The organism is Williamwhitmania taraxaci, assembly GCF_900096565.1.
Classification (GTDB): Bacteria; Bacteroidota; Bacteroidia; order Bacteroidales; family Williamwhitmaniaceae; genus Williamwhitmania; species Williamwhitmania taraxaci.
Window position 1 is genome coordinate 12,895 of the sequence record NZ_FMYP01000035.1, and the last position, 24,463, is coordinate 37,357.

The window sequence follows — 24,463 nt, forward strand, 5'->3', positions numbered from 1 at the left end:
TCTTGCTCCTACATGGTTATGATAGTAAAGTAGAGGTTACAGTCATTTGCGCTCCCGTCGTCAGAGCACACGATCATGCAGTCGTTCGCATTGATGTCATACATCGAGCGAATACTCACCTTCGAATTAACTCCTGATCCTCCAAGAACAATGTAGCGCACATGCCCAAGGTTGTGCGTTATTTTGTAACACCCCTCTTGAATTTTGGTTACTACTACCTGGATCATGCCATCACCCTGCGGGTTTGCCGGACCCCCTTGCCAATTTGTCCATCCAATAAAAACAGGTCCAGCCGCGTGGCTGTGCGCCGATGGCGGGAAGGTGGTCGGTTTTTCCGAAATAGCAGACCAGGCGTGATTATGCGCCGCTGGAGAGAAAGTTGCAGGCTTACCGCTAACCTTATCCCACGCCACGGTGTGGTCGGTAATGTGCCCGGTAAGGGCGGTATCCAAGCTGGCAAGGCTCTGCGCCATGGACGCAAGGCTGGGCAGGCGCTGAAAGCTGCTCCACGGAATTGAGCCGCTGCCAGTAGAGGCCACAGCCGTCCTGTTCATGTATAGGTCGGCGTAGGTTTCGTCATACACCTGAACGCTATCCTTGCTCTCCTGAATACTTACGTTGGAGGTGGTTAGGCCTCCGGTAAAGGGCAGCACTTCTCCGTTAATCACCAGCGTTCCTGGGCTCACCCTATTGCCCGACAACAGCTCACACCCCTCAAGAATGTAGGTGTTACCGCCAATGCTGGATAGCTTGGCCGTGAGCGTAACCATGTCCTGAAGAAAGGCCAGCGTTTCCGAGCTCATGGGAAACTGCGGGTACTTGAGTAAGTCTATTCTGTTCATTGCACCATTTTTTAAAAGTATTGAATCATGTAGCGCTTGCTGGCTAGCTTGTAAAAGTTCACCAGCGATACAATGCGGCTTTCGTCAATGCGGCCGCGAAGGGCCATGGGCACCATTACGGCAAAGTCAGCGCCAACTGCGCCCACGCTTCCCTGCTTGGAAACAAACCGGGCACCTTTACCGTCGGCAAATACAAGCGTTTTGCTTTGCTTGGCACCAACGGTGAGGATAATCGGCTTGCCCTTCCCTTCAGGGGGAAAAGTTTCTTTTTTATAGAGAATGCACCAGCCCAGGGATTCGGCGTCGGATATGTATAACCGGCGTTGCTCCGCGTCGAAGGCATCGTTTAGGCAGCCGCGCAGGTAGCACACCTGCCCGGTGTGGTTAGCTTTGTAGAGCGCCTGTCGACGTGCAGCCATAAAGGCCGTATGGGTGCTAACCACTGGCCGTGCCATTGCCTTCAGCAGCGCATACAGCAGGGGCTTGCGCAGGAAGGTCGGCAGCAAAAGCACCACCAGCCGTTTAAAGTCAACCTCATAAACCTTGCTCATACGCTCTCAATGGTTTGGTAAGCCTTAAAGGCCAGCACGAGGTTGCTCTCCTCGTATATTTTGTAGTAACCAGACACCGGGAGCGACTTGGCCTGTATGCCTGTCCATGGCTTAGCACCTGTGGCTGCTTGGTAATCGGCATCGGAAACCGTCAAGGCCTCGCGCAGCTCCGGGATAACCACCCCGTCCAGCGCCTGAAGCCGATCCACCAGTGCGGAGTTTCGGTACTCCCCGTTGAACGGTAAGTTTTGCAAATAGCTTTTTATGGCGTTGCGCACCGCGTCCTCCCCGGTGTCCAGGCGAAGCCCAGAGGGGGCAAACACCATCGGGTCGTAGTATATGTCCATAGACAGCCGCATGTGATCGGCGGGCTCGTTCACCACCTCCAGCACTACCCCCGCGTCCTTAATCTCTGAAAAGTAGGCGGTAACGGCGGTTTGCTCGGCTCCGCTGAGCGGTTGCTTATCGCCGCTGCCCTTGGCCAGCTTGATGTAAAGGCGGCCTTGATACTCCACCGCGGAGGCGTACCGAACTACCCTTTCGCTGTCCACTAGTTCGGCGTAGGTGTCGGTGTCTGGCTCCAGCGACCGCCCCAGCTGAAAGGCAAGGGCTTTATCGCGATACCACTTGAGGCGGTGCGGCTTTTTGGTATCAAGCAACTCGGCCACCTCCTTTTTATGGATGTCGAAAAGGCTTTCGAGCGTCCACATGGCCGCGGCCACCACGAAAAACAGGATGCTCTCCAGGCTAACCTTGGAGAAGGTATCCTCAAAGGCCACCCCCTTGGTAAAGCCATACCGGGCAGCCACCGTTTCGTCCGCCGTAAAGGCCGTGGTAATTTCTGTTTTAATCTGTGCTATCGTTCGTGCCATAGTCTAGCTAATAATAAAATCTTCCTCAATTGCCCAAAACTCAACTCCCTCATCGGAAATCGTTTGCAGCTCCTCGGCTTGGGTAATGGCGGTAGCCGGCTTAATGCCGTTCACGGCGTAAAGGCTGGCCACGGCCCTGTTCACCGGTAAGCCAACGGACACCTCCTCACCCGCGACCAGCGCTTGGGTGGGGCTAAGCCCGTTGGCAAGCGCTAGGCTGAGCACCTGTTCCACCGTGCCGTAGTGCTGCACGGCCAAGTCGAGCAGGTTTTGTCCTGGTTCTACCCTTACTGCGTTCATCTATCGTATTGCGTGAAGCCACACTACCCCAGCGCTCCGGTTAAACGGATCGGCGGTAATGCCAACGGCGTTATTTTTTCGTGCGTATAGTAGCGTAATACCGGCCGATGGTTGGTCGCCGTAGCTTGCAAATCCCCCGACATACCAGCGCGGCGGTGGCGTTTCAACGGTAGTGGTATAGGTCACCGCGGTTGACCTTAGGTTTTGAACCGATAGCTGCCGCTCCACAATTTGGTTCTGCGCCACAACCTCCCGAAGTATTGCCACAAACGAGCTGTCGCGAATGGTGTCGTTGTAGGTATACTGCGTAAAGAACCGTCGGAGAATGGCTACCGTGTCCACGTCGCGCCAAAGGGTATCGATCACCACGCTGTCGCGCGGGATAGGCACGGCCACGGCTACGGGGTAGGGTATGCTATCACCGGGCAGCGTAACCGTTTTGGTTACGGTCACCGGGTAGGGGGCTGGGGTTGGCTTTAGCTTCCAACCCGCAAGTACCCCGGCAAGGAGCACCACAAGGGCTAACAACCAGCGCCACTTCATACGCTCGCGTCCACCTTAGTTAGCTGTGCCAGGAATGCTGTAGCAATACCGGTAATGGCGAAGGCCTTTATGAACCATGCTGGGACAAAAGAGACCATCTCAACCGGTAGCTGGCTGTAGAATACGGCCGCTGCGGTAGATGCTCCCGAAATGGCCAGCGACACATTTCGGACACGCCGAAATAGTAGAGGGGTTTTGGCTCTAAAGCGTTGAACTATCTTTTTCATGGTGTGACGGTTTTAAATACTAGTTTTAGCAATATCGTAGAAGGCCATACGGTCGACAAGCCCGTTATACCCACCATTAATCCTTTTGGTGATGGCCCTAATATCGTCCTTGTCGGCTAGGGCATTTAGCCCGTGTGATTGCCAAAACCATGCAGCGGATTTTACAGCGTTATCCGGAAGCTCAAGCAGCTCGGGATTATCCAGCAGGCGCCTATCGCCAAACAGGGCTAGGCTGCACTTTTCGTAGTTGGCGCGACCGGTGATTTGGATAAGCCCCCGGCCCTTGAATTTCACCCCATCGCCAGCGTTTACGTTTCCTAAGTCCTTGCGCCCCTCGTAGGCATTACCGCTTGCAATCTCGCGAACGTATTGAAACGAGCCGCTTTCGTGCGCCAGCTGAGCGATAAAGTGCCTTATTCGGAGCGGGGTACTAATCTCAAAGTTCGCCATAAATAGGTTTAGCGAAGAGACGTATTGGGCAACCGTGATCAAACGGGTCCTGGGACAAATACTTTTTAAAATTTCCTTTGTTATCATTTCACTCAAATGTTAGGTTAAACTCGCCGGTGCTGGTTATGCTAAAGCCGTTGGCCTTATAGCCATCAGCCTTTAGGTTAACGGTAATCTCGCGCTTGATCGACTCCAGGCTTACACTCTGCTTTTTGAGGTAGTTTACGACGCCAACACCCAATGCTGGAAACTCCTTAAACTCGCCCTTGCTTGCGGATATAATGGCATCCACGTGCTGTTCATTGCTATCGCCAACCAGAAGGCTGCCATTTCCAATAAGCAGATCACCATCTTCACCAATCAGTATTCCGTTGCGCTTCATTAGTGTTTTACCTTTTCGTTTTCGATCCTCGAAAAATCTTCCTTATCGATAAGTGTATTCAGGGATGCTACAATGGTTTGCTGCAAGGCTATACCTCCATCCTGGGCAATGGGAACTCCGCTGGTTATTGCGCTGATAATACCATCAACGCGGGCGGTTAGTTTATCCAGCTGAGTCTTTAATTCCATAGGCTTAACCATACCGCCAAGAAGTCCATCATTAAAGACAAAGCCATCAATGGTCCACTCAACCTTTATCCCGCCTATTTTTCCGCTTACCTCCTCAATATCGGTAGAGGCGAGTATGTAAGTATCGGTTTTGTCGTTTTCAACCATTACGCACAGCACCTTGCTGCCAATCTTGGGGTAGATGGTAATCACTTCGTCACCTGCCTCCAAAAAAGCATTGAGCCTGACCGCGAACAATTCTGTTTTCCCATCCCGCTCTACATCGCAGGTTCTGGCGGAGCGATCAACCGCCAAAACCACACCCTCGGTAACCAATACCGGAATGGAGCTGCTTACAGCCTTTCGTATTGCTGAGGCTATTACCGCTTCTATGCTCATACCTTATAGCTTAACGTGTTTTCGCGCTCAAAACCCTGCGTTAAATCGTAGGTGATCTTTACCGAATCAACGAGGTAGTTGCCTTGCCTATCCGGTTCCTCGGTATCGACGATTTGAATTGTATCTCCCGCGTGTGTTCTGGGTGTACCGAATCCAGAAATAGTGCCACTATAGCCATCGAAGCAAAGCTGCTGTAGCTTGGCATCCGCAAACTTTTTCAACTCGTCAAGGGTCGCTCCAGGAATCTTTATTTCGAAAAGGCTCGAATCATGCTCCTTACTCCCGGTCTCATACATAATAGGCTTCTTTCCGTTGCGCAAGTTGGAGGTTGCCCTCACGTGCACCTTTACGTCATCGGCCCTATGGTATTTGAGGGAGTTATTCTTTACCGTTGGCGTGTAGAAGGTGTAGGTGTGTGTCTTTTCAGACATGCCAACCTTAAATGGCCATAGGCAAGTAAGTGTTCCATCGGTTAGGCTGGTGTAAAACCCGTATTGCTCCTGGAGCGAAATCAATACTCGGAATGTTGACGCATTCTCAATTTCAAACTGGCCCAGGTTAACCTCCGGACAAACAATTTTCAGCCCTGGAGCAACGAACTGGAGTAGTTCCTTGAGCGTTATTGTTTTCCACGCCTTTTTAAAGGTATTGCGCTTAAAGGGATAAAACTCATCATCCACGTGGAGCACCAGCGGAGCACCGCTCTCTATTTCCTGCAGGTAGCCCTTGAATTCTTGCTGCGGATCGCCATCATACCCAAGCCAGATGCTCACCTGATCGCCGGACTTAAGCAGATCAAGGATACTTTTGTCCCTAAACTTGCTGTAGTTGCGCGGCAAGGTAAGGGTTGCCTTATTTCCAAGGGTTTTTACGCTTTCTTCAATCTCAACCTTATTCACGGAGTTGAACTCAAGGTATTTTGCGTCCGTTCCTATTCTCACCCTGCAGCATGGCTCCCTATACATAGCCCACCGCGGTAAAGTTTACCGGTTGCGTTGAAATGGCCGATACGGTAAACTTTACCGTATCGGCAAACCCTTCAACAAACGATATCTCAAAATCAGCATCAAAAAAAACATCGGTGATGCCTAAATCAAGGAACAGCTGCCCCTCTGCTTGGTAGGTTCCCCATTCGCTAAACATTTGGTTTAACTTGCTTACCAGCTGCTGAGGGTATTGGTGATCGGAAAGATCAATCAGTATCCCCTGTAGCTTAATCGACCAAGGCTTTAACCCGAAATGCTCAATTACTTCGGTTTCGCTTCGGTCAATGGCCGTGCGAACAACATTTTTGCTCCGGCTAAAGGTTACCATTGGTGGTGGGGCTAAACAGCAGCCGTCCTGACCATAAAAAATGTTGGATGCATTTAGGCTGTAGGAGCCAAAACCATAGGTGTTTCCGCTCTTATTGTTGGTGAATAGCATATCCGCAAAGCTGGCATCCCCTGCTGAAAATAGCTGAGTTTCCTCATCGCCGCTTCCTGCTATGGTGGGTCTACTGATCAACGGTATGGGGTAAAGTTTACCCCAAAGTCGGTTGGCTGCAATCATGGCTACGTTGGCTGCCACATAGCCAAAGCTGTGCTGATAGCGTGCAATAATGCTGTTTAGGTTAACTTGTCCCATCTGTTTGTCTTAACTCCGAGTAATCCAACTTCAGCTAGGTATTCTACCTGCCTATACTTCTCCATCCAGGCATCATCATCCAACTCTTCAGGAAAGGGTATGTGCAGATAGAAACTTATCAGCGCATTACCCTTTCTTATGTAGTTGGCATTTTGCCTTGTAAGGCTATCCCCATCGTCCACCAAGTCAATGGGTGGATAGCCTTTTACAAGTTTTTTATGATCGCGCTCCTAATCGGTAAAAGTTTGGTCACGGCATCCACCGCGGCGAAGTAAAGCCCATCGTTGGCCTTAATCTCCTCCTTGCTGGTGAGTATGCAGGCGTTAATCAGGATATCCTTTGCCTTGTCCGGGCTTCGATCAATCCATTTTTCGAACTCTGCAACCGTTTTTCGATCTGGAACGCGGCAGATTACATTCAGAAAATCGGTAGCGTCATCGTCTTTGGGAAGACCGGCCATTTTTACCTTATCGTCTCCGTAGCGCTCTTTCCATGCGGCTACCTGCTCCGGTGTTACACCATCAGGTAGAATTACTTTTCCTTCTTTACTCACTATTTAAATGGTATTTAAACGTTATTGTAATCAATGTCCAGCACAAACAGCGTGAACTGTTTTTTAAGGTCCATATCCCCACCAACATCCCTGCCTTGGCTTTGAAATTTCACCAAAAGGGTATCGTTCACGATGTCGTTATCGTCGTTCACGTAGGTTACGTTAATGTGGAATGGTTTAATGGATAGGATAGCTCCGCCAACCGCCTTTTCCAAAATACTGATGGAGACCAGCCGAAGGGTAATGGTTGCGGTATTGCTTATCTTCCCCATGGAGTAGCTCGTCATTTTATTAGAGCCCAGGCTATGGTTGGCTTGATGCTCCTGATCGGTGGCGTAGGTAAACTCTGTTACCTCGTAATCAATGCGACCGAAAATGGCAATGTAAACATCACCGCTATCGTACGCCCTGCCATTTCTCTTTATCAACGACATTACAGCGTGGTTTTGAGGTTTATGGTTCCTTTAATTTTCTCGATAGAGGCGGTTGGAACAAGCTCAAAGGATACCAGGAGAGCTTTATCACCGGAGAGCAGCTGGGAGTTTGGATCAACAATGGTTTTTCCATCGCTAATCTCTCCCGCATTGGCCATGTTATTGAAGGCCTCATTGCCCAACCCTTCGAAATACTTGATAATTCCGGTAGGCAGAAGCCCAGTTGAACTATCTATCGGAACGGTGGACTTAACCTTTGGCAGCAGCTTCTTGCGTAGCAACCGTGCAGCCTTGTTCAGGGATGCCCCTTGCCCAATCGTTGCCACGGAGATGTAGCCGTCATCGTCTACCAGGATAGGAGCGCAAACAGGATCCCCGCTCCATCGGTAACCGGAAATCCCGGTATAGGCAATAGCGAAAATGTAACCCTTTGCATCAAAATCGCTAAGGTCAGCATCCATCTCCTCGATGGTTTTGTGGTTGCTAAGCCCTGCCGAGAGCCAGCGATTTTTAGTTGCGCTGCTAATATCAAGGCTTTCTACCTCGCCAACGCTTCGGTTAACGCCCACCAGAGCCTTTGTGCCCAGCAGCGTTCCCACGTCCGCAAATTTCTGCCCAGCACCGGTAAGGGTGGCTGCGTAGCCATAATCCTGACCTATACAAACGCTAATATGCGTTCCTATCAAGGCTGCCGCTCCGTTAGTAATGCTGCGCAGATCGAGTGCCGCTGCACCAACAGCATTAAGGCCTCTGCCTTCGAGGAAGACATTAACCGGCCTATCGGTATTCCAGCTCCAGTCGTGGAGCGCTTGTGCCGGAGCAAGGGCCTCCCGAACAACCGATTCCAACCCATCAACGTAGGTAGGAACATAGGCCGCGGCAGGGTTGTGGGCAACACCGATGTAGAAAATGGAGCCCTTTGAGGCAATAATAAGCGCTTGGCCATACGCCTCAATAGTTTCCTTCATGGTCTTGGCTGCCGGGGCTACCAAGAGATACAGCTTTGTTCCTTCGCCAGCCATACGGTAGAACTCCGAAATGTGGCGGTAAACTTGCACGGCATTCGCGGTATCGTAGGCCTGCGTAATGCCTAATCCCTCCGCATCCTTCACCTTGGTGAGGGGGTAAACCGTTCCGTTAACCACGCCGGAAATACCCTCCGAGGCCACAACTTCAGGACCGTTAACCAGCAACCCACAGATATTATCCTCCAGGTCGCTTGCGCTAACGCCTACGGTTCCCTTGCTTAGTTCGAATCCCCTGATGCTCATTATTCAGCAGTATTAGCGACAGCAATCAGCTCAGCCCGATTTACCGTCTTGATATTTTCCTTCTTTGTTTCCGAAAGATGGGCAAGGTTCTCAACGGTGAAATACTCCCCCTTGCTATTCTTAAATAGGGTTTTCACCTTTAGCTTATCCATCATCTCCAGCTCTTGCTTTGCTGCTGCCCTTTTTTGAGCAGAATAAGATTCGGTAGCCGAAGCGGCTGATTCCTCACCGGCTTTATTCCCGGTGCCTTTACCTTCAGCGGCCTTTTCATCCGCTTTCCCCTTCCCTTTATCTGCAGGAGGTGTGTTAGCCTTATCCTTGCCTTCTTTTTTGGGTGGAATGTTGGTTTCTTTCGTTCCCTCCTCACCGTTATCGGTCGGAGGCGTTGCACCTTGATTGGTTTCTCCACCTGTTTTTGTGGTAGTACCGTTGTCTTTTTCTTCTGGATTCATTACCTGAATTATTTGAGAAGATTAATAATGATCGATATTACAATAGAAGCCACCCCCCACGCAGCCGCAATTACCTTCATGTGCGTTTCCACTTTGGTAACTCGAACGAGCAGATCTATGTAATCCGCCTTTTGCTTATCGTCGTTTTTTATCATGCTATCCACCTTATCTGAAAGGAGGATGAGCAGCTCCCGCTGGGAGAGCTTGCTCTTATCTATGATATCGTCCGGGGCAGGGGTCTGACTCATTTATTGCTACACGTTTGCAGAAATAATTGCACCACGAGCCTCTTCCCTTGTTGGCATTACTATGTAGTAGTTGCGAAAGTTTACAAGGTTTCGTTGGTTTTGTGGATCAGTTGACGCGGCAGAGTAATACATTTTTGTCCATCCACTTGCCTTGGCCGCTCTATCCAAAGAGAAGAATACAGATGCCCGGCGGTCTGTCGCTGCAGGGACGGCGCCAAATGAAAGCTTAACCTTCGTTGTTGGGTTGTAGTAAGGGTTGGCCACGTAACTGTAGAAGTCAAATCCTAGCTGGCTAAACGGTTTACCATTTGCAGCGTTGAAAAATTGATCCTTAAACTTCTGGTCAAGCAGCAATAGGTCATTAACGTGATCGTTGCACAACACCAACCTACGGCCCAAATCGTTTACCTCCAAATCGTCGAGTTTTCGCTTAAGCATCACAAGGTCATCCCATATTAATCGCTTGCGACCAGTACCATCATTAGGGCCGGTAGTTAGTAAAACTGGCATTGCTGCTGTATTTCCCGACGGAGACAGCGCGTGGATTGCCTTTTTAAACTTATTCTTAGCCATTGCCTTCGCGTGCTTATTCTTTACCGTCGAAATCTTGTCGTAAGAAAGGGCATACAGCTCATCGTCAGTGATTGGGGTTACCTTGGTAACATACTTGTCAAGCGAGATTGTAATGTCTTCCTCGCCGAGCTCTTGAACGGGTATTGGATACGTGGTGTTATTAATTAAGACGTCAGGTTCCACGCCCATATATACCATGTGAATTACCTGGGCCTCATCGCCTGCGTTGGACACATACTGGCTGAAGTCTTCAATGCCATCCAAGAAGGTGGCAACCTCAGAAGTGCTAAGCGCTTCCTTAACGGCCTTGGTCCACACCTCCTTGAATACCGTAGCCGGCAATACTCCGGCAATACCGGAAGGGAATAGGGATAAAAAGCCGCCTACCCCCATGACGTGGATAGGATTTACGCCGAACATCGGCGCCGCTGCACCTGCTGATACTATGATTAGCAGGGAGCCAACTAAACTGAAAAAAAACTTCCTCATACTTTTTTTAAGATTAAATTTCTGGTTCAACCCCAAATTCTTCGCGGTATAGCGCCTTGAAGGTTTTTGGGTCTTTTGTGGTCATCTCTTCCAGTGCTCGAGGAGCCTTGGATTGGTAGTCATTCCACGTCCAACCCTTTCGGTCTAGCGCTTGTGCGGAGGGTCCACCCTGGTGCAGCTGCGATGTAATTGGCTGGTATGCCTTAATATCACCCAGAACTGCATTTAACTCTTCGATTCCAAGCTTTTCACCCCTAGCAACGTAGCTGGCACGCTGCTCTGTGGTGATCTTCTTTTCCTCAATGGCCTTGTCTACTGAGGCCTCAATAGCCTTGGTGGTAACGGCCTTGGCGGTATCGTTACCCGCCTTAATCTTGGCATCGATAGCGGCCAACACCTCCTCGTCGGTGCTCTGAGCCGTAACGCCAGTAAGCGCGTAGCGCTTGATCAAATCTTCCTTGTTCATCTTATTTTTGGGTATTTGGTGTTCCGTAGTAAGGGCGGCCGTGTAGCGATCGTAAACCGCCTGCGCTCCCAGCTGTGAGGCCTCGTCCGAATTCAGCGCTGGAATGTTTGCTACTTTTGCGCTAAACTTATCATCGGCAAGCTTCCAGGCAATGGCCTCGTCCGCATCAAACCAGTGGTCTGTTCCATCAAATAATGCGTCAACCTCTTCCGCTGGCCTTCCCGTTCGCGTCAGTACCTTCTGCTTAAAGTTTTTCTCCATAGAGGTAAGCAGCTTGGCCCCTTGAATTAAAACTTTGGCCGTTCCGTAACTTCCGCCTTGCGGGCAGTGGATCATTATAAAACCATTCTCTGCAATGTGAATTCGAACGCCAGCCATAATTATGACCGATCCCATGGAGGCCGCTACGCCATCAATGTATATATCCACTTCACCCTTAAAGCCGGCAATAAAGTTGTAGATCAGGTTTCCATCAAAAACGGTTCCCCCGTAGGTGTGAATGCGAAAATCAAGCTTTGAGTAGCCGGCCATAGAAACATCCTCCAGCGCTGCCGAAACATTTCGGTAGTCGAGGTAATACCCGCCTACAAAACCATAAACCGTGATAACTGCTTTCTGAGATAGTTTTTCGACCTTAAACATGCATCGTTGCGTTGGTATGATGCTGCAAGATTAAGCCGTCCAAATCCCAATTACAAGCCGTTGTGCAACGGTTGCAACGATTTGTGCAACCGTTGCACAACTCTTCGGTTTTCGGAGAATCGTGAGCGACTTTTGCCACAAATGACACCTATGGCAAAAAAGACAGCAGGTAAGAAGGAGTGGACAAAAAAGGAGCTCGAGCGCATTCGGTCGCTCATGGAGGACCTCTACATCAATAAAAGCTACAGCCTAGCGCAACTCATCGGCGAGTGGGATGTTTCGGCCCAAACGCTCGCAAAGTGGAAAAAGGGCAAGCCGGGAGAGAAGACCTGGGACGAGCGCAAGGCCTTCAACGATCTTACGCCGATTAAGCTGCGGGAGGTTTTGCTAGAGGAAGCCCTAAACATTGCCGGTGGCCACGAGCCAAAGCTAAAGGCCGATGCGCTCAGCAAGGTAATGGCAGCCATCGACAAGCTGGACGGCACGGTAAACCCGCGCGTGATCAGCTCGGCCCTTATGTCATTCAACAACTGGCTGGTGGATATTGACCCGGCAAAGGCCAACGAATTCACCAAGTTTCAGCGCATGTACCTTCAGCACTACATTAGCACCTTTCAGTAATGGCTACGGATAAGTACCAAAAGATAATAGCGGATTTCGACACGCACTGCCAGCGCATTGCGAAAGCGACCGAGCTGAAGTATGGCGAATCCGAAAAGCAGAAGATGGAGCGGATCGCCTCGCTGGAATCGGATTACATCAAGTGGTTTGAGTACTATTTTCCAAACTACGCCAAGGTTAAAAGCGCTTGGTTTCACAAGAAGCTGGCCAGCCTAATCACCAAGAACAAGGTAATTCGCCTACTGGCAGAGCTGTATCGGGGTGCCGGTAAATCCGTTCATATCGATATGGGCATTCCGCTCTTCCTCCTGTTCGTGCTGAAGGATTTACACTTCATGCTCCTGGTGGGGGAAACCGACGTCAAGGCAAAGAAGCTCATCTCCGGGATACAGGCACAGCTGCAGCACAACAAAAGGCTGATTAACGATTACGGGGAGCAGTTCAACTATGGAGACTGGGCGGACGGCGATTTTGTTACCAAAGGTGGCGTTCGCTTCATGGCCATCGGCTTCGGAGCCAACCCACGCGGAGCGAGGGAGGGAAGCGAACGCCCAGACTACATCGTGGTGGATGACGTTGACAACCGGCGGCACTTCAAAAATTCTCAGCTCATGTCCGAATCGGTGGACTATATCACCGAAGACGTATGGGGCTGCTTCGACAACATGGAGGGCGGTACGGAGCGCTTCGTTTACGCCAACAACAATACGCACAAGAAGAGCATAACGAACCGGCTTAAAATTTACTTTAAAAGTGCTGAAGCTAAGGCCAAGGAAGATGGTGATAAGTCATCGTTTAAGGTGCTCTCGGTTTGTGCTGTAAAGGATTTAAACACCTTTGAACCGGAGTGGCCCGAAAAGGCCTCCGCGGAGTACTGGCGTAAGAAGTTCCGCGATACCCCTTACCGCTCGTTCATGCGGGAGTTCATGCACGTGCACGTAGAGGAGGGGAAGATCTTTAAGTTTGAGTTCATGCAGTGGCGCCCTTCCCTTCGACTCGACCGGTACGACGCCCTAGTGTTCTACGGTGACCTTTCCTATAAGGATACGGCCTGCTTTAAGGGCTTGTGGCTGGTAGGTAAGCTTGGACGCGAGTTCGACATCATTCACGGATTCCTACGGCAATCATCCCGGATACAGATAGCCCGGTGGTTGTATGATTGCTATGAGGACAAGAAGCTGGCCAGGCACGCCATCAAGTATCGCATTGAGGGGCTGTTTGCCATGGACGATTTTGTGAACGATTTCGACACCGAGGGCGATGGCCGCGGATACCACATTCCGGTAGTGGCTGATAAGCGCCCAAAAGCCGATAAGGATGATCGGATTGAAGCAATGGCCGCTTTTTTTGAGCGAAGAAATGTATTCTTCAACGAGGGAGAGCGCAACAACTACGATCAGATTGAGCTAAAGGAGCAGCTCCTTTCCTTCGAGAAAGGGGGTAGCGCCGCCAAGGACGGACCCGACGCACTGGAGGGGGCCTTTGCCGAGTGCAACCGAACTGCCCGCATAGATAAGTTCGAAACAAGAACCACTCCCATTTCTGAAGTGCATAGGGGTTCTAAAAACAGATACTAGCATGAGGTTTCTAGCAGACGAAGACTACAGCGTGCAGCTGCGCACCGAGATTGCACGCATAATTGATGCCACGGAGGACCGGGTAAAACTTGTAAGGGCCGAGGGCATGGCCATCGCTCAAATCAGGAACCACCTCTCCGGGAGATATGATTGCGCAAAGATTTTCGCTCCAGCAGTGGCGGATGAGCCGGATACCCGCGACCAGTACGTTGTAATGCTGGTGATAGACCTCGCGCTATACCATCTCTGGAGCAAGGAGGCGGCGAACAATATTCCCAAGCACCGCGAGCTGCGCTACAACGATGCGCTGGAGTGGCTCAAGGATGTGCAAAATGGCAAGGATGCGGATCTACCCGCCAACACCGATAGCGCAGGTAACGAGGTAAGCGATGTTCGCATATACTCACTACGAACACAAGGTGATAACCAATACTAATACTAACGATATGGTAGCAGCAATTAAAGCCAAGCTGTGGCAGTGGCAGCTAAAACGGAAGAAAAAGCAGGCAGATAGCCTACAGCAATCCACCAACCTTCAGCACTACGTGCTTATGCATAAGGGAACGCTGCGTGTAATGAGCGCCAGGCGTATTCGGAATATGCGCAAGAAGGGAATTCTTGATAAATCTTTTGGCTGGCTGAGGCTAAACGAAATTGCGCTTTACAAAACCAAGTAGCTATGGACTTTTCAACTACATCTAAGAGCTACCTATTTGGCCTATTTAAGGCGGAAAGCAAGGCTCCTGTCAAAAGAGGAAACGGCGATAGCAGCATTATTATGCAGCTAACGAACGAGTTCTCGGATAGAGCCAGGGTGGATATACGGAAGTGGCGCGATGCGCTGGAGGCTGCCGATAACCCCGACGATCCGCGCTGGAGTACGCTGCAGGATCTCTACGCCAACCTACTCACCGATGGTCACCTCACTGCGGTAATTAACCTGCGTAAGGCGGCTACGCTTTCCAACAGGTTTATCGTGCGCGATGCCAAAACAGGAAAGGAAGTCCCGGAGCTAACCACCCTGCTGAAAACAGAGTGGTTTTACCAAATGCTGGAACACCTGCTCGACAGCGTATTCTTTAAGTATACCGTAATGGAGCTGGTGGACCCGGTGACTATGCGGTGGGCGTTAATCCCCCGGCGAAACTGTGCACCCCAACGGGGAATGGTTTACTTTGAGGTGGCAGGAACCAAGGGGGTTAACTACACCGACCCTGCTTTTTCTCGTAACATCCTGTCGCTGGAAAGCCTTAGCCCCTACGGCTTGCTCAACAACATTGTGCCCCAGCTCATCTGGAAGCGCAATGCGCAGCAAACGTGGGCTGATTTTTCGGAGCGCTTCGGCATCCCAATGATTAGCGCCGAGACCACAAAAACGGATAAGCCGAGCCTGGACAAAATTGAAAAGCAGGTTAGGGCGCTTGGCCAAGCGGCACAGGCCATTCTACCAGAGGGAACGAAAATTACCATTCACGACCAAGCGCAGAAGGGCGACCCACACAAAGTATTCCTGGAGCAAATATCGGTATCCAATGCTGAAACGAGCAAGGCCATCGTAGGCGGAACCATGGTGGTGGATTCCGGATCAAGCCGAAGCCAGAGCGAGGTGCACGAGCGCACGCTGGACGATAAGATAGCGGAGAGCGATCGCCGCATGGTGGAGTTCTTTGTCAATGGGAAACTCATTCCGTTGCTGCGCACCTATGGCTTTAAGTTTACCGACACCAGTGTATTTGAGTTCGATAGAACCGAATCGCTGAGCCTTACCGCACACTGGGATATTGTTTACGAGTTGCTCAACTACTACGAGGTAGATGAGGAGTGGGTGAGCACTACCTTTAACGTTCCCATTAAGGGAAAAAGACTGGCCCAGCCTGGCGCGTTACCCTCCGGTAAAACGCCTTCAGCAAAAGCCCCCTTTACCGCAAATTTTCAGTAGGGGACAGCCCATCGGCAACGGCTGCCCCCTTTGTTCTATACGAGCCATGTAAGCGATGCGGAGGAATGCACCCCACGGCGGAAGCTGCTATTCCTGCCGATTTTGCGCGGAACCTCTCCAGCGTAGTTAACGGGTTAGCCCGGGAGATTTGGAATGGTGGAGGCCTTACAAGCCCGAAGCTGCTAAACCTTATTGGCAGCTTGCTGCAGGGGCAGGTTGCAGCGGGGTTTGGAAAAGGATTCCCAACGGTTGACTTTTCCACCCCGGACGCGGCCATGCTCATGCGCCTCACGCGCGACGTTTGGCAGTTTGGAGCCGCAAAAAGCTACCAGCAGCTGCGCGATATGACCCTAGCGCTGAAGGATGCGGAGGGCAAGATGCGCTCGTTCCCCGATTTCAAAGAGGCGGTGAGCGGAATAGGCAGTAAGTATAACGCGGATTGGCTCAAAACAGAGTATAACCAAGCGGTAGGCGCGGCCACCATGGCGGCACGCTGGAGCGACTTCAAGCGGAATGAAAAGGATATGCCCTACCTCCGCTACAGCACCGTGGGCGATAGTTTGGTGCGGGATTCACACCGGTCGCTGGATGGTACTGTCCGAAAAATGTCCGATGCGTTCTGGGCTACCTACTTCCCGCCCAACGGTTGGGGTTGCCGCTGCAGCGCCGATCAGTTGGCAGCCAGCTACGCCGTAGAAACCGAAGTCCTTCCGGATATGCCGGTTCAGCCAATGTTTCGAACGAACCTTGCGGCCAGTGGATTGGTATTTCCGAAGGGACATCCCTACTATACCGGTGTCCCAGCAGAGGCGCTGCGCGAGGCCATAGGCTACCTTCCTCCGGATGCGGCCTACAACCGCGTGTATAAATCGGAAGCGTCGGGAAAGGAGGTTAAGCTACATATCCTGCACGGGATAGCGGAGGCACCCACCAATATTGCCACAGGAAAGGTGCTGGCCGATGCCGGGCATCAGGTAGAACTACTCCCTATCTTGCAAACCGATCAGGAAAGGGCACGGATTTACGGAAAGGGATTCGTGAAGGGAAAGAATCCGGATGCGAAGATTAATGGGGTTCTGGCTGAAATAAAAAACACAAGAACATCCAGCAAAACCGCCATCCATAATTCTATTGAAAACGGTCAGGAGCAAGCAGATTTGGTAGTTATTCATCTGCCGAAAGCCGTTGCAAACGAAACCGTTCACAACGCAGTTAAGGGGAAGGTTAAGCAAGCAAGGTATGTGGAAGAGGTTTGGGTTATTAATGGGGATAGTATTCTAAAATACAGCAGGAATACGCTCGGTTTACCCAAAAAAGAAGAGCGGTCAACCGATTAAAACCGATTGACCGCTCCTGGAGATATGGGAACGCCTTGCAGCGTTAACCCTCATCGATACAAATATACGGTAAAAGTTTGAAAATGATTCAAATTATAGGAGAAAATGGACGGACAGGCAAAGGTTAACCTCATACTTGAGCTAAAGGACCGGATGAAAACCTCACTATCGCAGGCAAAGTCCAGGTTAAATAGCGGGGTTATGGATATGAAGGGAAAGTTGGGCGATCTGAAATCATCCTATCGCACGCTCGAGCACGCTTCTGGATCCAGCTTTATGGCAATTCGGAGTAGGCTATCCCTGCTCAAAACATCGCACGTGGAGGCATTCCGGGCTATGAAGGATGAAATACCCGGGGTAGGCAGAGCGCTGGGCCTGCTAAAGAACCCTTTGATGCTGGCCGGCGCAGCGGTCGTTGGGCTGGGAGCGCTCTTCCAGGCTTCCACCAAGCAGGCCGCCGAGTTTAGCTACGGGTATCGCCAGCTATCCATGCTCAATATCGACAAGCCCATGCAGGATTTAAAGGCGCTAAGGGGTATTGTCCTGGATACAGCATTTCAGAAAGGCTTCGATCCGGGCAACACCACGAAGGCGTTTTTTGATGTGCAATCCGTTACCGGAAAGTATGGCAGCGAGGTAAAGGAGATCGTAGCCAAACAGGGCGAGTTTGCCCAGCTGATGCAGGCCGATTTTAACTCTTGGATTGAAGGAACGGCCAAAGCTATGGCCAACTACGGCTTTGGGGCCGATAAGCTGGATGAGTTTAACCGTGCGGCCTTCGCTACGGTAAAAACGGGCGTTACTACCTTCGATGAGCTGGCCAAGGTCCAGAGCGTTTTTGCCGGATCGGCAGCCTCCGCAAAACAGGAGTTTGCTTCGGCCAATAAGGTTTTTTCGCTTTTTACCGTTAAGGTAAAAAGTGCAGATGAGGCGGCTACGCTTACCAAGTCGCTGTTCAACGACCTCACCAAGCAAACCACCATTGATGCGTTTAAGAAGATAGGCATTAGCATGTACGACAACAGCGGCAAGATTAAGCAAGCCGATAAGCTAATGCTGGAGCTCAACGCGAAGTTTAAGGCGCTGGGCAGTAATGATAAAAGCCTAGTGGCCCTAAAGAACCAGTTTAGCGGGTCGGAGGGGTTAATCTCATTTATTCAGGCAGCTATGGATTCTACCGGGCAGTTGCAAACTACGCTCAGCTCGTTCGATGCCTCAGAATTTGGGCTAAACAAGGCATTGGCCATTGCCAAGGAGGATATTAACTACATCAACCAGCAGCTGGAAAATAAACTAAAAGTATCGATGATTAAGTTGGGTGAGGCATGGATGCCATATAAAGAAGGGTTAGCTTCTGGTGCCGCAGCCGCATTAGACAATACCAGCTGGGCATTTACTGGTCCATCTTCAAGAGGAGATAAGTATAGATCTACAGGGGCCCAAGAAATAGTTGAAATGTTTTCTTCCATAATTGGAAATCCAGGCAAGCACAAAACCGCTGAATTTGATGCTGCTTTTGCTAAAATCGACAAATTGATTCCATACTTCCAGTCAAAGGTTGACGATAACCGAGGTTATAAGGCCGGCTACAATGAGTATACTGATTTGGCATCCGGTTTGGGAACGTGGGGTACACCAAGCTCTGTACGCCGTCAGCAATATTACAGTGCCAGTGGATCAACAGAAGCCCTGTTTTCGCTCAGGAAACAACTGCTGGAGGTTTATGGCAAGTTGCCAATGAATCATGACTCATTGCTCGATCAGGAGGCCATAAAACCCGACCCATCCAAAGACGAAAACACCTCTCTAGTGGGGAGCGATTCCGTGGAAAAGATTACGGGAAGCGCCAACCAGATTCGGAATGTTACCATAAACATTGATGCTTTCGTAAAGGGTGGAATTAATACAGAACAAACCAACCTACAGCAGATGAACGAAAAACAGATTGAGGCCTACCTGCACGACATGTTTATGCGGGTTATTGCCAACGTTGATACGGCCTACCAGCGATGACAAACGACCTAGGCGAGTTTATTCGGCTAATGGAGCGGATAGAGAGGGTAATGCGCATCCTCCCAGCGCGGGCGGCAGCCGTGGCCGTGAACTTTTCGAAGGATCGGTTCCGGCAGCAGGCGTGGGTGGATACCAATACGGAGCCCTGGGCTAAGCGCAAATCGTCTGGATGGGGGAAGCGCGAGCGACGTGGACGGGCAATCTTGGTGGATTCCGGAAGGCTACGCCGAAGCATTCGCGTAGTTACCGTTGCCGAAACGTATGCCGTTATAGGCTCCCACGAGCCTTACGCCAAGGTGCATAACGATGGCTTTCGGGGAAAGATTACCCAAAAGGTAAGAGCCCACAGCTATTCGCGCTACGGAAAGCAAAAGCAGGGAACCGGGGTTTACAGCATCAAAACCAAGCGGGAATCCACGAAAACGGTTCGAGTAAAAGGGGGCGATATTCAGGTAAAGGCATTTACTAGAACCGTTAACCAGCGAATTCCCCGAAGGCGCTTTATTGGGCCATCGGCCATAATGGATAGGCAGCTACAGCGTATGATGACGGCAGAAATACAGCGAGCAATTGTTGGATAAACAGAGATGATATGGAAGAAGTTTACAAAAAAATAGTGGATACGTTCCGTGCGCATCCCGAGGTGTTTACCCAAAGAGGGTTACCCGCAATAAGGCAGATCGACATCAATATTGGCCAGCCTGACGATCCCGAAAACTTCGAGGTGCTGTGCCCGGCCCTCTTTATTGGGTGGGATATAAGGGCTGGATCCGGAAGCGAATCGGATACGCTATCGCTCGATTTCCACCTGCTACAGGAACCCGGTGCCGGCACCGAGAACTTTAGCGAAAGGCTGAATGAGGGGCTGGAGTATATTCGGCTTGCGGCGGCAGTTAAATACTGTTTAAACATGCTTTCAACGGATATTTCAAGCCCGCTGAAGTATAGCGGCGAACGGCAAGCCACTACACCATTCTTCCGCTATCATGTGCTCACCTACACCTGCAGCATCGATGGAACTACCGAGAGCGTGCACCGTCCAACGCTTACCGAATCGACGGTGGAAAGCATTCGCCTAACTGGGGGAAGGCTAAGGGAGGCATTTCCTAACAAAATACCGATTCCGGATATTGAGACCTTTAAGCAGAAATAAAAAAAGCCTCCAGTTGGAGGCTTTTAAGTATATCTTCAGGTTTAATATTTCGGATGATTTTTCTTATAGGCTTCTAAAATTAAAATTAGCATCCAAAAGATAGCTACTCCAATTGCGACTAGTACATAAAGAGGTCCTAAAACAATACTAAGCATAATAGCGATGAATATAAGCACTAATGCTCCAACAAAATTCATAAATTGTTCCATAATCGTTAGGTTTAGTTTGTAATCAAAATTAACTATTTATTTAAGAATACGAGCAACCGATTTTGTTTTTATGGGGTGAATCTTGCGGCACTCCGGACAGCTAACCTTATTTTTCCCTTCCGGGTATCCGCTAAAGGTATGCTTGTGCCTACAGTATGGACAGGTCAACTCCGTTGCCTTCATCGTTTTTGGTAGGCTCATGCGCTTACCTTTTCAAGAAATACCTGAACCGGTATTACCTTCCCGGCCTTTATCTCCTCCGCCATTTTACCTAGTAGCGCCTCCTTCCCGTTACGGTTTCCGGCGCTCTTCTTCTTGCCTATCCAGTTTTCGTAAAGGATATGGCTCTGCAGAAACGTTGTTGCTGCCGTGCGCACTTCTTTCAACGATGCTTCTAGCTCAGCGCTGATTCGCTTTGATTCATCCAAGGAGGCCAGCGTATTGGTCAATGACAGGTTTAATTCGTCCACGTTACGGCTCGAATCAGCAACCCGCTCGGTTAATTCGTTGTTGATTCGATGTAGGTTTGTTATGATTACTTCTAGCTGCTCCTCGTTTCCTCTTGAATCGTTTAGCTCCCGCCGCAATACCTCTACCATTCGATTCGACTCAAACTGTTTCGATTCGAGATCCGCGACGATTCGTTTTGTTTCGACCTTGGTTGCCTCCGAATCAACAGCGTGGTCGGTGTAGTTGATCTGACCAAGAGAGTAGGTTATAAATCCGGTAAAAAGGGCCATGAAGATGGTCAGCCCGAAGGCCACCGGGTTTCCCAGCATGTTATCGGCAAACTTGAGGTTAAACCCGCCAAAAACGAGCAGCGTGTCGAAGATGGGGAATACCAGCTTCATCCAGGGGCGGGTGCCCTTGCGCATCACCAGCACCGTAACCATGCTGAAGGCCATGGCGCCAACCACGGCAAAGAGCTTGTCGACAAAGCCAAACTCGGCAACAATGTATAGTAAGCTTTTCGCGTTCACGTAGGAAAGCTCGCATACCATGAGGAATAGGGCAAATGACACCCCCACTTTGGTTAATAATTTATCCATGACTAAAAGAGTGTAGCTTGTTTTAGTAATGATGATTCTAATTTGCCCAGCTCGCGCTTGGCGGAGCAGGCAAGGTAGTTGTAGAATGTCCGCTTACTTATTCGGTACTGCGGAAGCACGAGATTGTTGTATACCCACTCCTGTGATACGCCGCGACGGGTATGCTCCAGGGTTAAGCCCTGAATGTCGATTATCCTGCTAAGCATATTTTTTCGATTATAGCCCACGCGCTGAAACTTTTATTATATTTGCCCTTGGGTGGGGGTCTCGTAGCGTCAGCGCGGGGCCTTTTTTTATGACCGGATATTAGGCTTTTCAGGAAATCCATCATTATCGTTTCTATCCAAGCACTCTATCATGGCAACGGCCACAGCAGCCACCTGGACTAATTCCTTCCTATAGTTAGTGAGCCTGCCCGCATTTTTGTAGTATCCGCTAAAGTGATTCTCAAGCGCTTCCTTGCTAACCTCTCCAACTTCCATTTTTATTTCGTCAAATATAGAATCCATAGTTTTGGGTTTAAATTTTCGTTTCGCGTTTATTCCAGAGCACTGACAAATCAACTTCCTGCTTACGTGGATTTGATTCCAGCTCAGCCTCCCACATTCGCCCATGCAAAAAAGATGTAGCCAAGGGCTGATACTCCTTTTTCTCCCCTTGGTAGCGGCGCGAGTAGCGCGCCACCATTCCCATAATGGCCTCGCGATCGGTTAGGGTTATTGGGCGACGGTTGATCGTCTTTTTATCGCCATCCCAATAGAGCCTCGCCAGCTCCTTACTTCCAGCCTTTTTACCGTAGGTATCCCAAAAGCCATCAAATGAGGTATCTGCCTGTAGTAGGGTTATCTTTGCCCTACTATGCTCCCGGTAAAATTTAAGCACCGACTCGTGCATAGGGAAGTGTATGGCAAAGAACTCCGCGGCTTTCAGATCAAATACCTCTGGCAGTTCGGCTGTGGCAAGAAAACCGTTATCATGGAAAACTAGGGTTATATCGCCTTCCCACTTATCTGAAGTTAGCGTGTAGCACGTCATGCTAGGCTTTTTTTGAAGGTTTGCGCTTTTTCTTCCCCTTGCTAACCTCCAGCGCTTCCGGCCACACTACGTTGCTGAGATCGTACTCCCAGTCGTCTACACATGCGATCCCCTGCGCCTCTAGCTCAATAAGCTGAATCAAGGAGGAAAGCATTAGCTTTGCCTTTGGGTATGGCTTCAAAAAAGCATCAATTTCGTCAGCGGACAGCTTGCTGTCGGTTTCCACTATGGCCTCGTAGGCCTCGTTGAAATATTCCATAGGTTTTTAGTTGTTAAAAAGTCCAAATGCGAGACCGCACCATACCAATACCCCCAGCATAACTCCTACTATAGCGATACCAGCTAACTCCCGGCGCAACATCCTTTTTCTGTGTAGGCGCTCCTGCACGAATTGAACGTACTCGTTGTTGATCTTCATCCGGAGGTTATCCTCCGCCTGGCTTACTCGATTCATCCGGAAATCATCCTCGGTGGGCATTTCCATTGGGTTATTGTTAAGGTCTCGTTCTATGCTCCTTTTCATGGCTTCCTATTTTGTGCCCTCACGAAACATTGCTCCATGAGGGCTGGTTAATACTATGCGTCGGTATACTTTAGCGCCACGCGGCGCATTCGTCCACCCTCGGCCACCTCCACGTAGAATAGCCTGTTCCCTGTCTCGGTTCTAATGGCCTTATCGAACAGCTCTACGGCCTCCACAAACAGCTCCCAGCCCGGAACCTTGGTTCGTTCGGCGGTGGCCTTGTGCGCGCGTATCTCGTTTACGCTCGTTTGATCAAGGTCCCCACTGCTCTTGAATAGCAGGGAGTTTATCATTTCACGAAGAAATGAAAACCGCTTGCTGGCTATTTCGTCCTTGTCGAATACGGCAAAGAACTCCTCAAACTTGGCCTTTATAATGTTCACGTAGGTTTTGTCGAACACCAACCGCTTGGTAGTGATAATATCTACCGTAGCGGTTTTATCGAAGGTGGAGAAGGTTAGGCTGTTGGGCGTAGGCATTCGGCTGTAGTCCTTTATATGTGCATCTTTCAACTTCATCTGGTAAACTTCCTGCTGGGCATCATCCACAGCCTTATTGAGCGACTTCAACGCCTTCTCTGCCTTTAGCCCAAGGTCTGCAATGCGCTGTGCATGTTTTTCCTCTACCTTAAGAACCGGGTTAATGGCCCATGTGTCCACGCTTCGTCCGGTTGCATCTGTCCAAGTTTTTCCCTTTTGTTTCATAGCTTATTTTGTGTTTAATTGGTTATTCATTGCTCTTTTGTTCCTCCTGCAGCTCCTGCAGCTGGGCCTGTATATCGTTGGTGTCCCTTACAACCTCGTTGTAGGTTTTTCGGGCCTTATTATCCGGATTGTTTAGCCATATTTTTCTTTGATAAATGATTCTTACTAAGCAATCCATCTCCTTTAGTTTCGTGGCTTCTGTAGTCATAGCGTAGCGTTTGGTGGTTGGTTACACTTCCGGTGGCACCGGCTTTGGCTTGTGCGGCGTAATAGTTACAGTAGTGTCCTTGGTTACTACTAGCATTCCCGTTCCGGAGCAAAGCGTGCATTCAACATAACGGCTATGGTCTTCGCCGTGCGTCTTAGTCCCTGCTTTCCAAACCTTACCTTCGCCGTTGCACTCGCCACAAAGCTGGGTGGTTGTGCTCGAAAAATTCTTAACGGTGGGTTTCATTATCAAATAGGTTAAGGGTTTGGGGATGCTGAAATGATTTAATGGTTTGAACCATGGTCCTTACCTCCTTTTCAACGCGCTTGCACTTTTGCAGCTGGAGAATGTCCTTTGTTTTGAAATACTTTTGCTGTTCGTTGAGCATTTCGTCAACCTTTGCAGCGAGTTCATGTGCAGTTATCATGGCTATAGTTTTTTAATGAAATCAATGAATAGATAGGCAAGCCGAGCGTAATCGCTGCTATCGGTCAGGGTTGGGGTGGAGTTCATTGTAATTTCGGCTACATCGCCAACCTGATTTATGGTAACCGTGGCCATTTTGCCTTCCTGCTCGAAGGTTACCGTTACTTTTATAGGGTCCATAG

Annotated in this window: 41 protein-coding genes; 9 read left to right on the top strand and 32 right to left on the bottom strand. The window is 50.0% G+C overall.

Annotated features, from left to right (window positions below):
• Positions 1-8 precede the first annotated feature (8 nt).
• The 19 genes from BLS65_RS10110 to BLS65_RS10200 all read right to left on the bottom strand — a co-directional run bounded on the left by BLS65_RS10110 (position 9) and on the right by BLS65_RS10200 (position 11,487).
• Positions 9-842, bottom strand: coding sequence for a hypothetical protein (locus BLS65_RS10110; RefSeq protein ID WP_125869831.1), 834 nt, complete (start codon positions 840-842; stop codon positions 9-11).
• An 11-nt stretch (positions 843-853) separates the two neighbouring features.
• Positions 854-1,393 (bottom strand): hypothetical protein, encoded by a 540-nt coding sequence (locus BLS65_RS10115; RefSeq protein WP_092438571.1) that lies wholly within the window; start codon positions 1,391-1,393, stop codon positions 854-856.
• The gene (locus tag BLS65_RS10120) at positions 1,390-2,265 is read right to left on the bottom strand and encodes a hypothetical protein (RefSeq protein WP_092438573.1); all 876 of its coding nucleotides are present in this window, start codon (positions 2,263-2,265) and stop codon (positions 1,390-1,392) included. Before BLS65_RS10120 ends, BLS65_RS10115 begins: the two co-directional genes overlap by 4 nt.
• Positions 2,266-2,268: 3 nt before the next feature.
• Positions 2,269-2,565, bottom strand: coding sequence for a LysM peptidoglycan-binding domain-containing protein (locus BLS65_RS10125; RefSeq protein WP_092438575.1), 297 nt, complete (start codon positions 2,563-2,565; stop codon positions 2,269-2,271).
• The gene (locus BLS65_RS10130; protein WP_092438577.1) at positions 2,566-3,108 is read right to left on the bottom strand and encodes a hypothetical protein; all 543 of its coding nucleotides are present in this window, start codon (positions 3,106-3,108) and stop codon (positions 2,566-2,568) included. It abuts the gene before it with no gap.
• Positions 3,105-3,335 carry a hypothetical protein gene (locus tag BLS65_RS10135; RefSeq protein ID WP_092438579.1) on the bottom strand — a complete coding sequence of 77 codons (231 nt, stop codon included), beginning with the start codon at positions 3,333-3,335 and terminating at the stop codon, positions 3,105-3,107. The genes BLS65_RS10130 and BLS65_RS10135 overlap by 4 nt, the downstream gene beginning before the upstream one ends.
• A 12-nt stretch (positions 3,336-3,347) precedes the next feature.
• A complete protein-coding gene (locus BLS65_RS10140; RefSeq protein ID WP_212590530.1) occupies positions 3,348-3,785 on the bottom strand; it encodes a glycoside hydrolase family 19 protein in 438 nt (145 codons plus the stop codon).
• An 88-nt stretch (positions 3,786-3,873) separates the two neighbouring features.
• Positions 3,874-4,167: a hypothetical protein gene (locus BLS65_RS10145; protein WP_092438583.1), complete on the bottom strand. Its 294-nt coding sequence runs from the start codon at positions 4,165-4,167 to the stop codon at positions 3,874-3,876.
• Positions 4,167-4,733, bottom strand: coding sequence for a hypothetical protein (locus BLS65_RS10150; RefSeq protein ID WP_092438585.1), 567 nt, complete (start codon positions 4,731-4,733; stop codon positions 4,167-4,169). The genes BLS65_RS10145 and BLS65_RS10150 overlap by 1 nt, the downstream gene beginning before the upstream one ends.
• Positions 4,730-5,674, bottom strand: coding sequence for a hypothetical protein (locus BLS65_RS10155; RefSeq protein WP_125869832.1), 945 nt, complete (start codon positions 5,672-5,674; stop codon positions 4,730-4,732). Before BLS65_RS10155 ends, BLS65_RS10150 begins: the two co-directional genes overlap by 4 nt.
• Before the next feature lie 16 nt (positions 5,675-5,690).
• A complete protein-coding gene (locus BLS65_RS10160; protein ID WP_092438589.1) occupies positions 5,691-6,359 on the bottom strand; it encodes a DUF6046 domain-containing protein in 669 nt (222 codons plus the stop codon).
• Positions 6,341-6,544, bottom strand: a complete 204-nt coding sequence (locus tag BLS65_RS10165; protein WP_212590531.1) for a hypothetical protein — start codon at positions 6,542-6,544, stop codon at positions 6,341-6,343. Before BLS65_RS10165 ends, BLS65_RS10160 begins: the two co-directional genes overlap by 19 nt.
• Before the next feature lie 20 nt (positions 6,545-6,564).
• The gene (locus BLS65_RS10170; RefSeq protein WP_092438593.1) at positions 6,565-6,912 is read right to left on the bottom strand and encodes a hypothetical protein; all 348 of its coding nucleotides are present in this window, start codon (positions 6,910-6,912) and stop codon (positions 6,565-6,567) included.
• A 14-nt stretch (positions 6,913-6,926) separates the two neighbouring features.
• Positions 6,927-7,346: a hypothetical protein gene (locus BLS65_RS10175; protein WP_092438595.1), complete on the bottom strand. Its 420-nt coding sequence runs from the start codon at positions 7,344-7,346 to the stop codon at positions 6,927-6,929.
• Complete coding sequence (locus tag BLS65_RS10180; RefSeq protein WP_092438597.1) at positions 7,346-8,617, bottom strand: DUF2586 family protein; 1,272 nt, start codon at positions 8,615-8,617, stop codon at positions 7,346-7,348. Before BLS65_RS10180 ends, BLS65_RS10175 begins: the two co-directional genes overlap by 1 nt.
• Positions 8,617-9,069, bottom strand: coding sequence for a hypothetical protein (locus BLS65_RS10185; protein ID WP_092438599.1), 453 nt, complete (start codon positions 9,067-9,069; stop codon positions 8,617-8,619). The genes BLS65_RS10180 and BLS65_RS10185 overlap by 1 nt, the downstream gene beginning before the upstream one ends.
• Before the next feature lie 8 nt (positions 9,070-9,077).
• On the bottom strand, positions 9,078-9,317 hold the full coding sequence (locus tag BLS65_RS10190) for a hypothetical protein (protein WP_092438601.1): 240 nt from the start codon (positions 9,315-9,317) through the stop codon (positions 9,078-9,080).
• Between the two features lie 6 nt (positions 9,318-9,323).
• Positions 9,324-10,379 carry a hypothetical protein gene (locus tag BLS65_RS10195; RefSeq protein WP_092438603.1) on the bottom strand — a complete coding sequence of 352 codons (1,056 nt, stop codon included), beginning with the start codon at positions 10,377-10,379 and terminating at the stop codon, positions 9,324-9,326.
• A 13-nt stretch (positions 10,380-10,392) separates the two neighbouring features.
• Positions 10,393-11,487: a head maturation protease, ClpP-related gene (locus BLS65_RS10200; RefSeq protein WP_092438605.1), complete on the bottom strand. Its 1,095-nt coding sequence runs from the start codon at positions 11,485-11,487 to the stop codon at positions 10,393-10,395.
• A gap of 150 nt (positions 11,488-11,637) precedes the next feature.
• On the opposite strand from BLS65_RS10200, the gene BLS65_RS10205 reads away from it, so the two are divergent.
• The 9 genes from BLS65_RS10205 to BLS65_RS10245 all read left to right on the top strand — a co-directional run bounded on the left by BLS65_RS10205 (position 11,638) and on the right by BLS65_RS10245 (position 20,127).
• The gene (locus tag BLS65_RS10205) at positions 11,638-12,108 is read left to right on the top strand and encodes a hypothetical protein (protein WP_092438607.1); all 471 of its coding nucleotides are present in this window, start codon (positions 11,638-11,640) and stop codon (positions 12,106-12,108) included.
• Positions 12,108-13,685 (top strand): hypothetical protein, encoded by a 1,578-nt coding sequence (locus tag BLS65_RS10210; protein WP_092438609.1) that lies wholly within the window; start codon positions 12,108-12,110, stop codon positions 13,683-13,685. Before BLS65_RS10205 ends, BLS65_RS10210 begins: the two co-directional genes overlap by 1 nt.
• Before the next feature lies 1 nt (position 13,686).
• A complete protein-coding gene (locus BLS65_RS10215; protein WP_092438611.1) occupies positions 13,687-14,121 on the top strand; it encodes a phage protein Gp36 family protein in 435 nt (144 codons plus the stop codon).
• A 10-nt stretch (positions 14,122-14,131) separates the two neighbouring features.
• Positions 14,132-14,362 (top strand): hypothetical protein, encoded by a 231-nt coding sequence (locus tag BLS65_RS10220; protein ID WP_125869833.1) that lies wholly within the window; start codon positions 14,132-14,134, stop codon positions 14,360-14,362.
• 2 nt (positions 14,363-14,364) lie between these two features.
• The gene (locus BLS65_RS10225; protein WP_092438616.1) at positions 14,365-15,624 is read left to right on the top strand and encodes a phage portal protein family protein; all 1,260 of its coding nucleotides are present in this window, start codon (positions 14,365-14,367) and stop codon (positions 15,622-15,624) included.
• A 65-nt stretch (positions 15,625-15,689) separates the two neighbouring features.
• Positions 15,690-16,961 carry a phage minor head protein gene (locus BLS65_RS10230; protein WP_092438618.1) on the top strand — a complete coding sequence of 424 codons (1,272 nt, stop codon included), beginning with the start codon at positions 15,690-15,692 and terminating at the stop codon, positions 16,959-16,961.
• Between the two features lie 105 nt (positions 16,962-17,066).
• On the top strand, positions 17,067-18,974 hold the full coding sequence (locus BLS65_RS10235; protein ID WP_092438620.1) for a phage tail tape measure protein: 1,908 nt from the start codon (positions 17,067-17,069) through the stop codon (positions 18,972-18,974).
• Complete coding sequence (locus BLS65_RS10240) at positions 18,971-19,555, top strand: phage virion morphogenesis family protein (protein ID WP_092438622.1); 585 nt, start codon at positions 18,971-18,973, stop codon at positions 19,553-19,555. Before BLS65_RS10235 ends, BLS65_RS10240 begins: the two co-directional genes overlap by 4 nt.
• An 11-nt stretch (positions 19,556-19,566) precedes the next feature.
• Positions 19,567-20,127: a hypothetical protein gene (locus tag BLS65_RS10245; protein ID WP_092438624.1), complete on the top strand. Its 561-nt coding sequence runs from the start codon at positions 19,567-19,569 to the stop codon at positions 20,125-20,127.
• Positions 20,128-20,168: 41 nt separating this feature from the next.
• On the opposite strand, the gene BLS65_RS18235 is transcribed toward BLS65_RS10245, so the two are convergent.
• The 13 genes from BLS65_RS18235 to BLS65_RS18245 all read right to left on the bottom strand — a co-directional run bounded on the left by BLS65_RS18235 (position 20,169) and on the right by BLS65_RS18245 (position 24,461).
• The gene (locus tag BLS65_RS18235; protein WP_170830071.1) at positions 20,169-20,336 is read right to left on the bottom strand and encodes a hypothetical protein; all 168 of its coding nucleotides are present in this window, start codon (positions 20,334-20,336) and stop codon (positions 20,169-20,171) included.
• 36 nt (positions 20,337-20,372) lie between these two features.
• Positions 20,373-20,537 (bottom strand): hypothetical protein, encoded by a 165-nt coding sequence (locus tag BLS65_RS18240; RefSeq protein WP_170830072.1) that lies wholly within the window; start codon positions 20,535-20,537, stop codon positions 20,373-20,375.
• Complete coding sequence (locus BLS65_RS10250; protein WP_092438626.1) at positions 20,534-21,385, bottom strand: hypothetical protein; 852 nt, start codon at positions 21,383-21,385, stop codon at positions 20,534-20,536. The genes BLS65_RS18240 and BLS65_RS10250 overlap by 4 nt, the downstream gene beginning before the upstream one ends.
• Positions 21,386-21,387: 2 nt before the next feature.
• Positions 21,388-21,591, bottom strand: coding sequence for a hypothetical protein (locus BLS65_RS10255; protein WP_092438628.1), 204 nt, complete (start codon positions 21,589-21,591; stop codon positions 21,388-21,390).
• Positions 21,592-21,678: 87 nt separating this feature from the next.
• The gene (locus BLS65_RS10260; protein WP_212590532.1) at positions 21,679-21,894 is read right to left on the bottom strand and encodes a hypothetical protein; all 216 of its coding nucleotides are present in this window, start codon (positions 21,892-21,894) and stop codon (positions 21,679-21,681) included.
• 10 nt (positions 21,895-21,904) lie between these two features.
• The gene (locus BLS65_RS10265; protein WP_092438630.1) at positions 21,905-22,420 is read right to left on the bottom strand and encodes a hypothetical protein; all 516 of its coding nucleotides are present in this window, start codon (positions 22,418-22,420) and stop codon (positions 21,905-21,907) included.
• 1 nt (position 22,421) lies between these two features.
• A complete protein-coding gene (locus tag BLS65_RS10270; RefSeq protein ID WP_092438632.1) occupies positions 22,422-22,679 on the bottom strand; it encodes a hypothetical protein in 258 nt (85 codons plus the stop codon).
• A gap of 6 nt (positions 22,680-22,685) precedes the next feature.
• A complete protein-coding gene (locus BLS65_RS10275; RefSeq protein ID WP_092438634.1) occupies positions 22,686-22,943 on the bottom strand; it encodes a hypothetical protein in 258 nt (85 codons plus the stop codon).
• A gap of 53 nt (positions 22,944-22,996) precedes the next feature.
• Positions 22,997-23,647 (bottom strand): hypothetical protein, encoded by a 651-nt coding sequence (locus BLS65_RS10280; RefSeq protein ID WP_092438636.1) that lies wholly within the window; start codon positions 23,645-23,647, stop codon positions 22,997-22,999.
• Between the two features lie 22 nt (positions 23,648-23,669).
• Positions 23,670-23,855 carry a hypothetical protein gene (locus BLS65_RS10285; protein WP_092438638.1) on the bottom strand — a complete coding sequence of 62 codons (186 nt, stop codon included), beginning with the start codon at positions 23,853-23,855 and terminating at the stop codon, positions 23,670-23,672.
• Between the two features lie 21 nt (positions 23,856-23,876).
• Complete coding sequence (locus BLS65_RS10290; protein ID WP_092438640.1) at positions 23,877-24,101, bottom strand: hypothetical protein; 225 nt, start codon at positions 24,099-24,101, stop codon at positions 23,877-23,879.
• A complete protein-coding gene (locus tag BLS65_RS10295) occupies positions 24,085-24,282 on the bottom strand; it encodes a hypothetical protein (RefSeq protein WP_092438642.1) in 198 nt (65 codons plus the stop codon). Before BLS65_RS10295 ends, BLS65_RS10290 begins: the two co-directional genes overlap by 17 nt.
• A 2-nt stretch (positions 24,283-24,284) precedes the next feature.
• Entirely contained in the window at positions 24,285-24,461 is a 177-nt protein-coding gene (locus BLS65_RS18245) for a hypothetical protein (RefSeq protein WP_170830073.1), read from the bottom strand.
• Positions 24,462-24,463 lie beyond the last annotated feature (2 nt).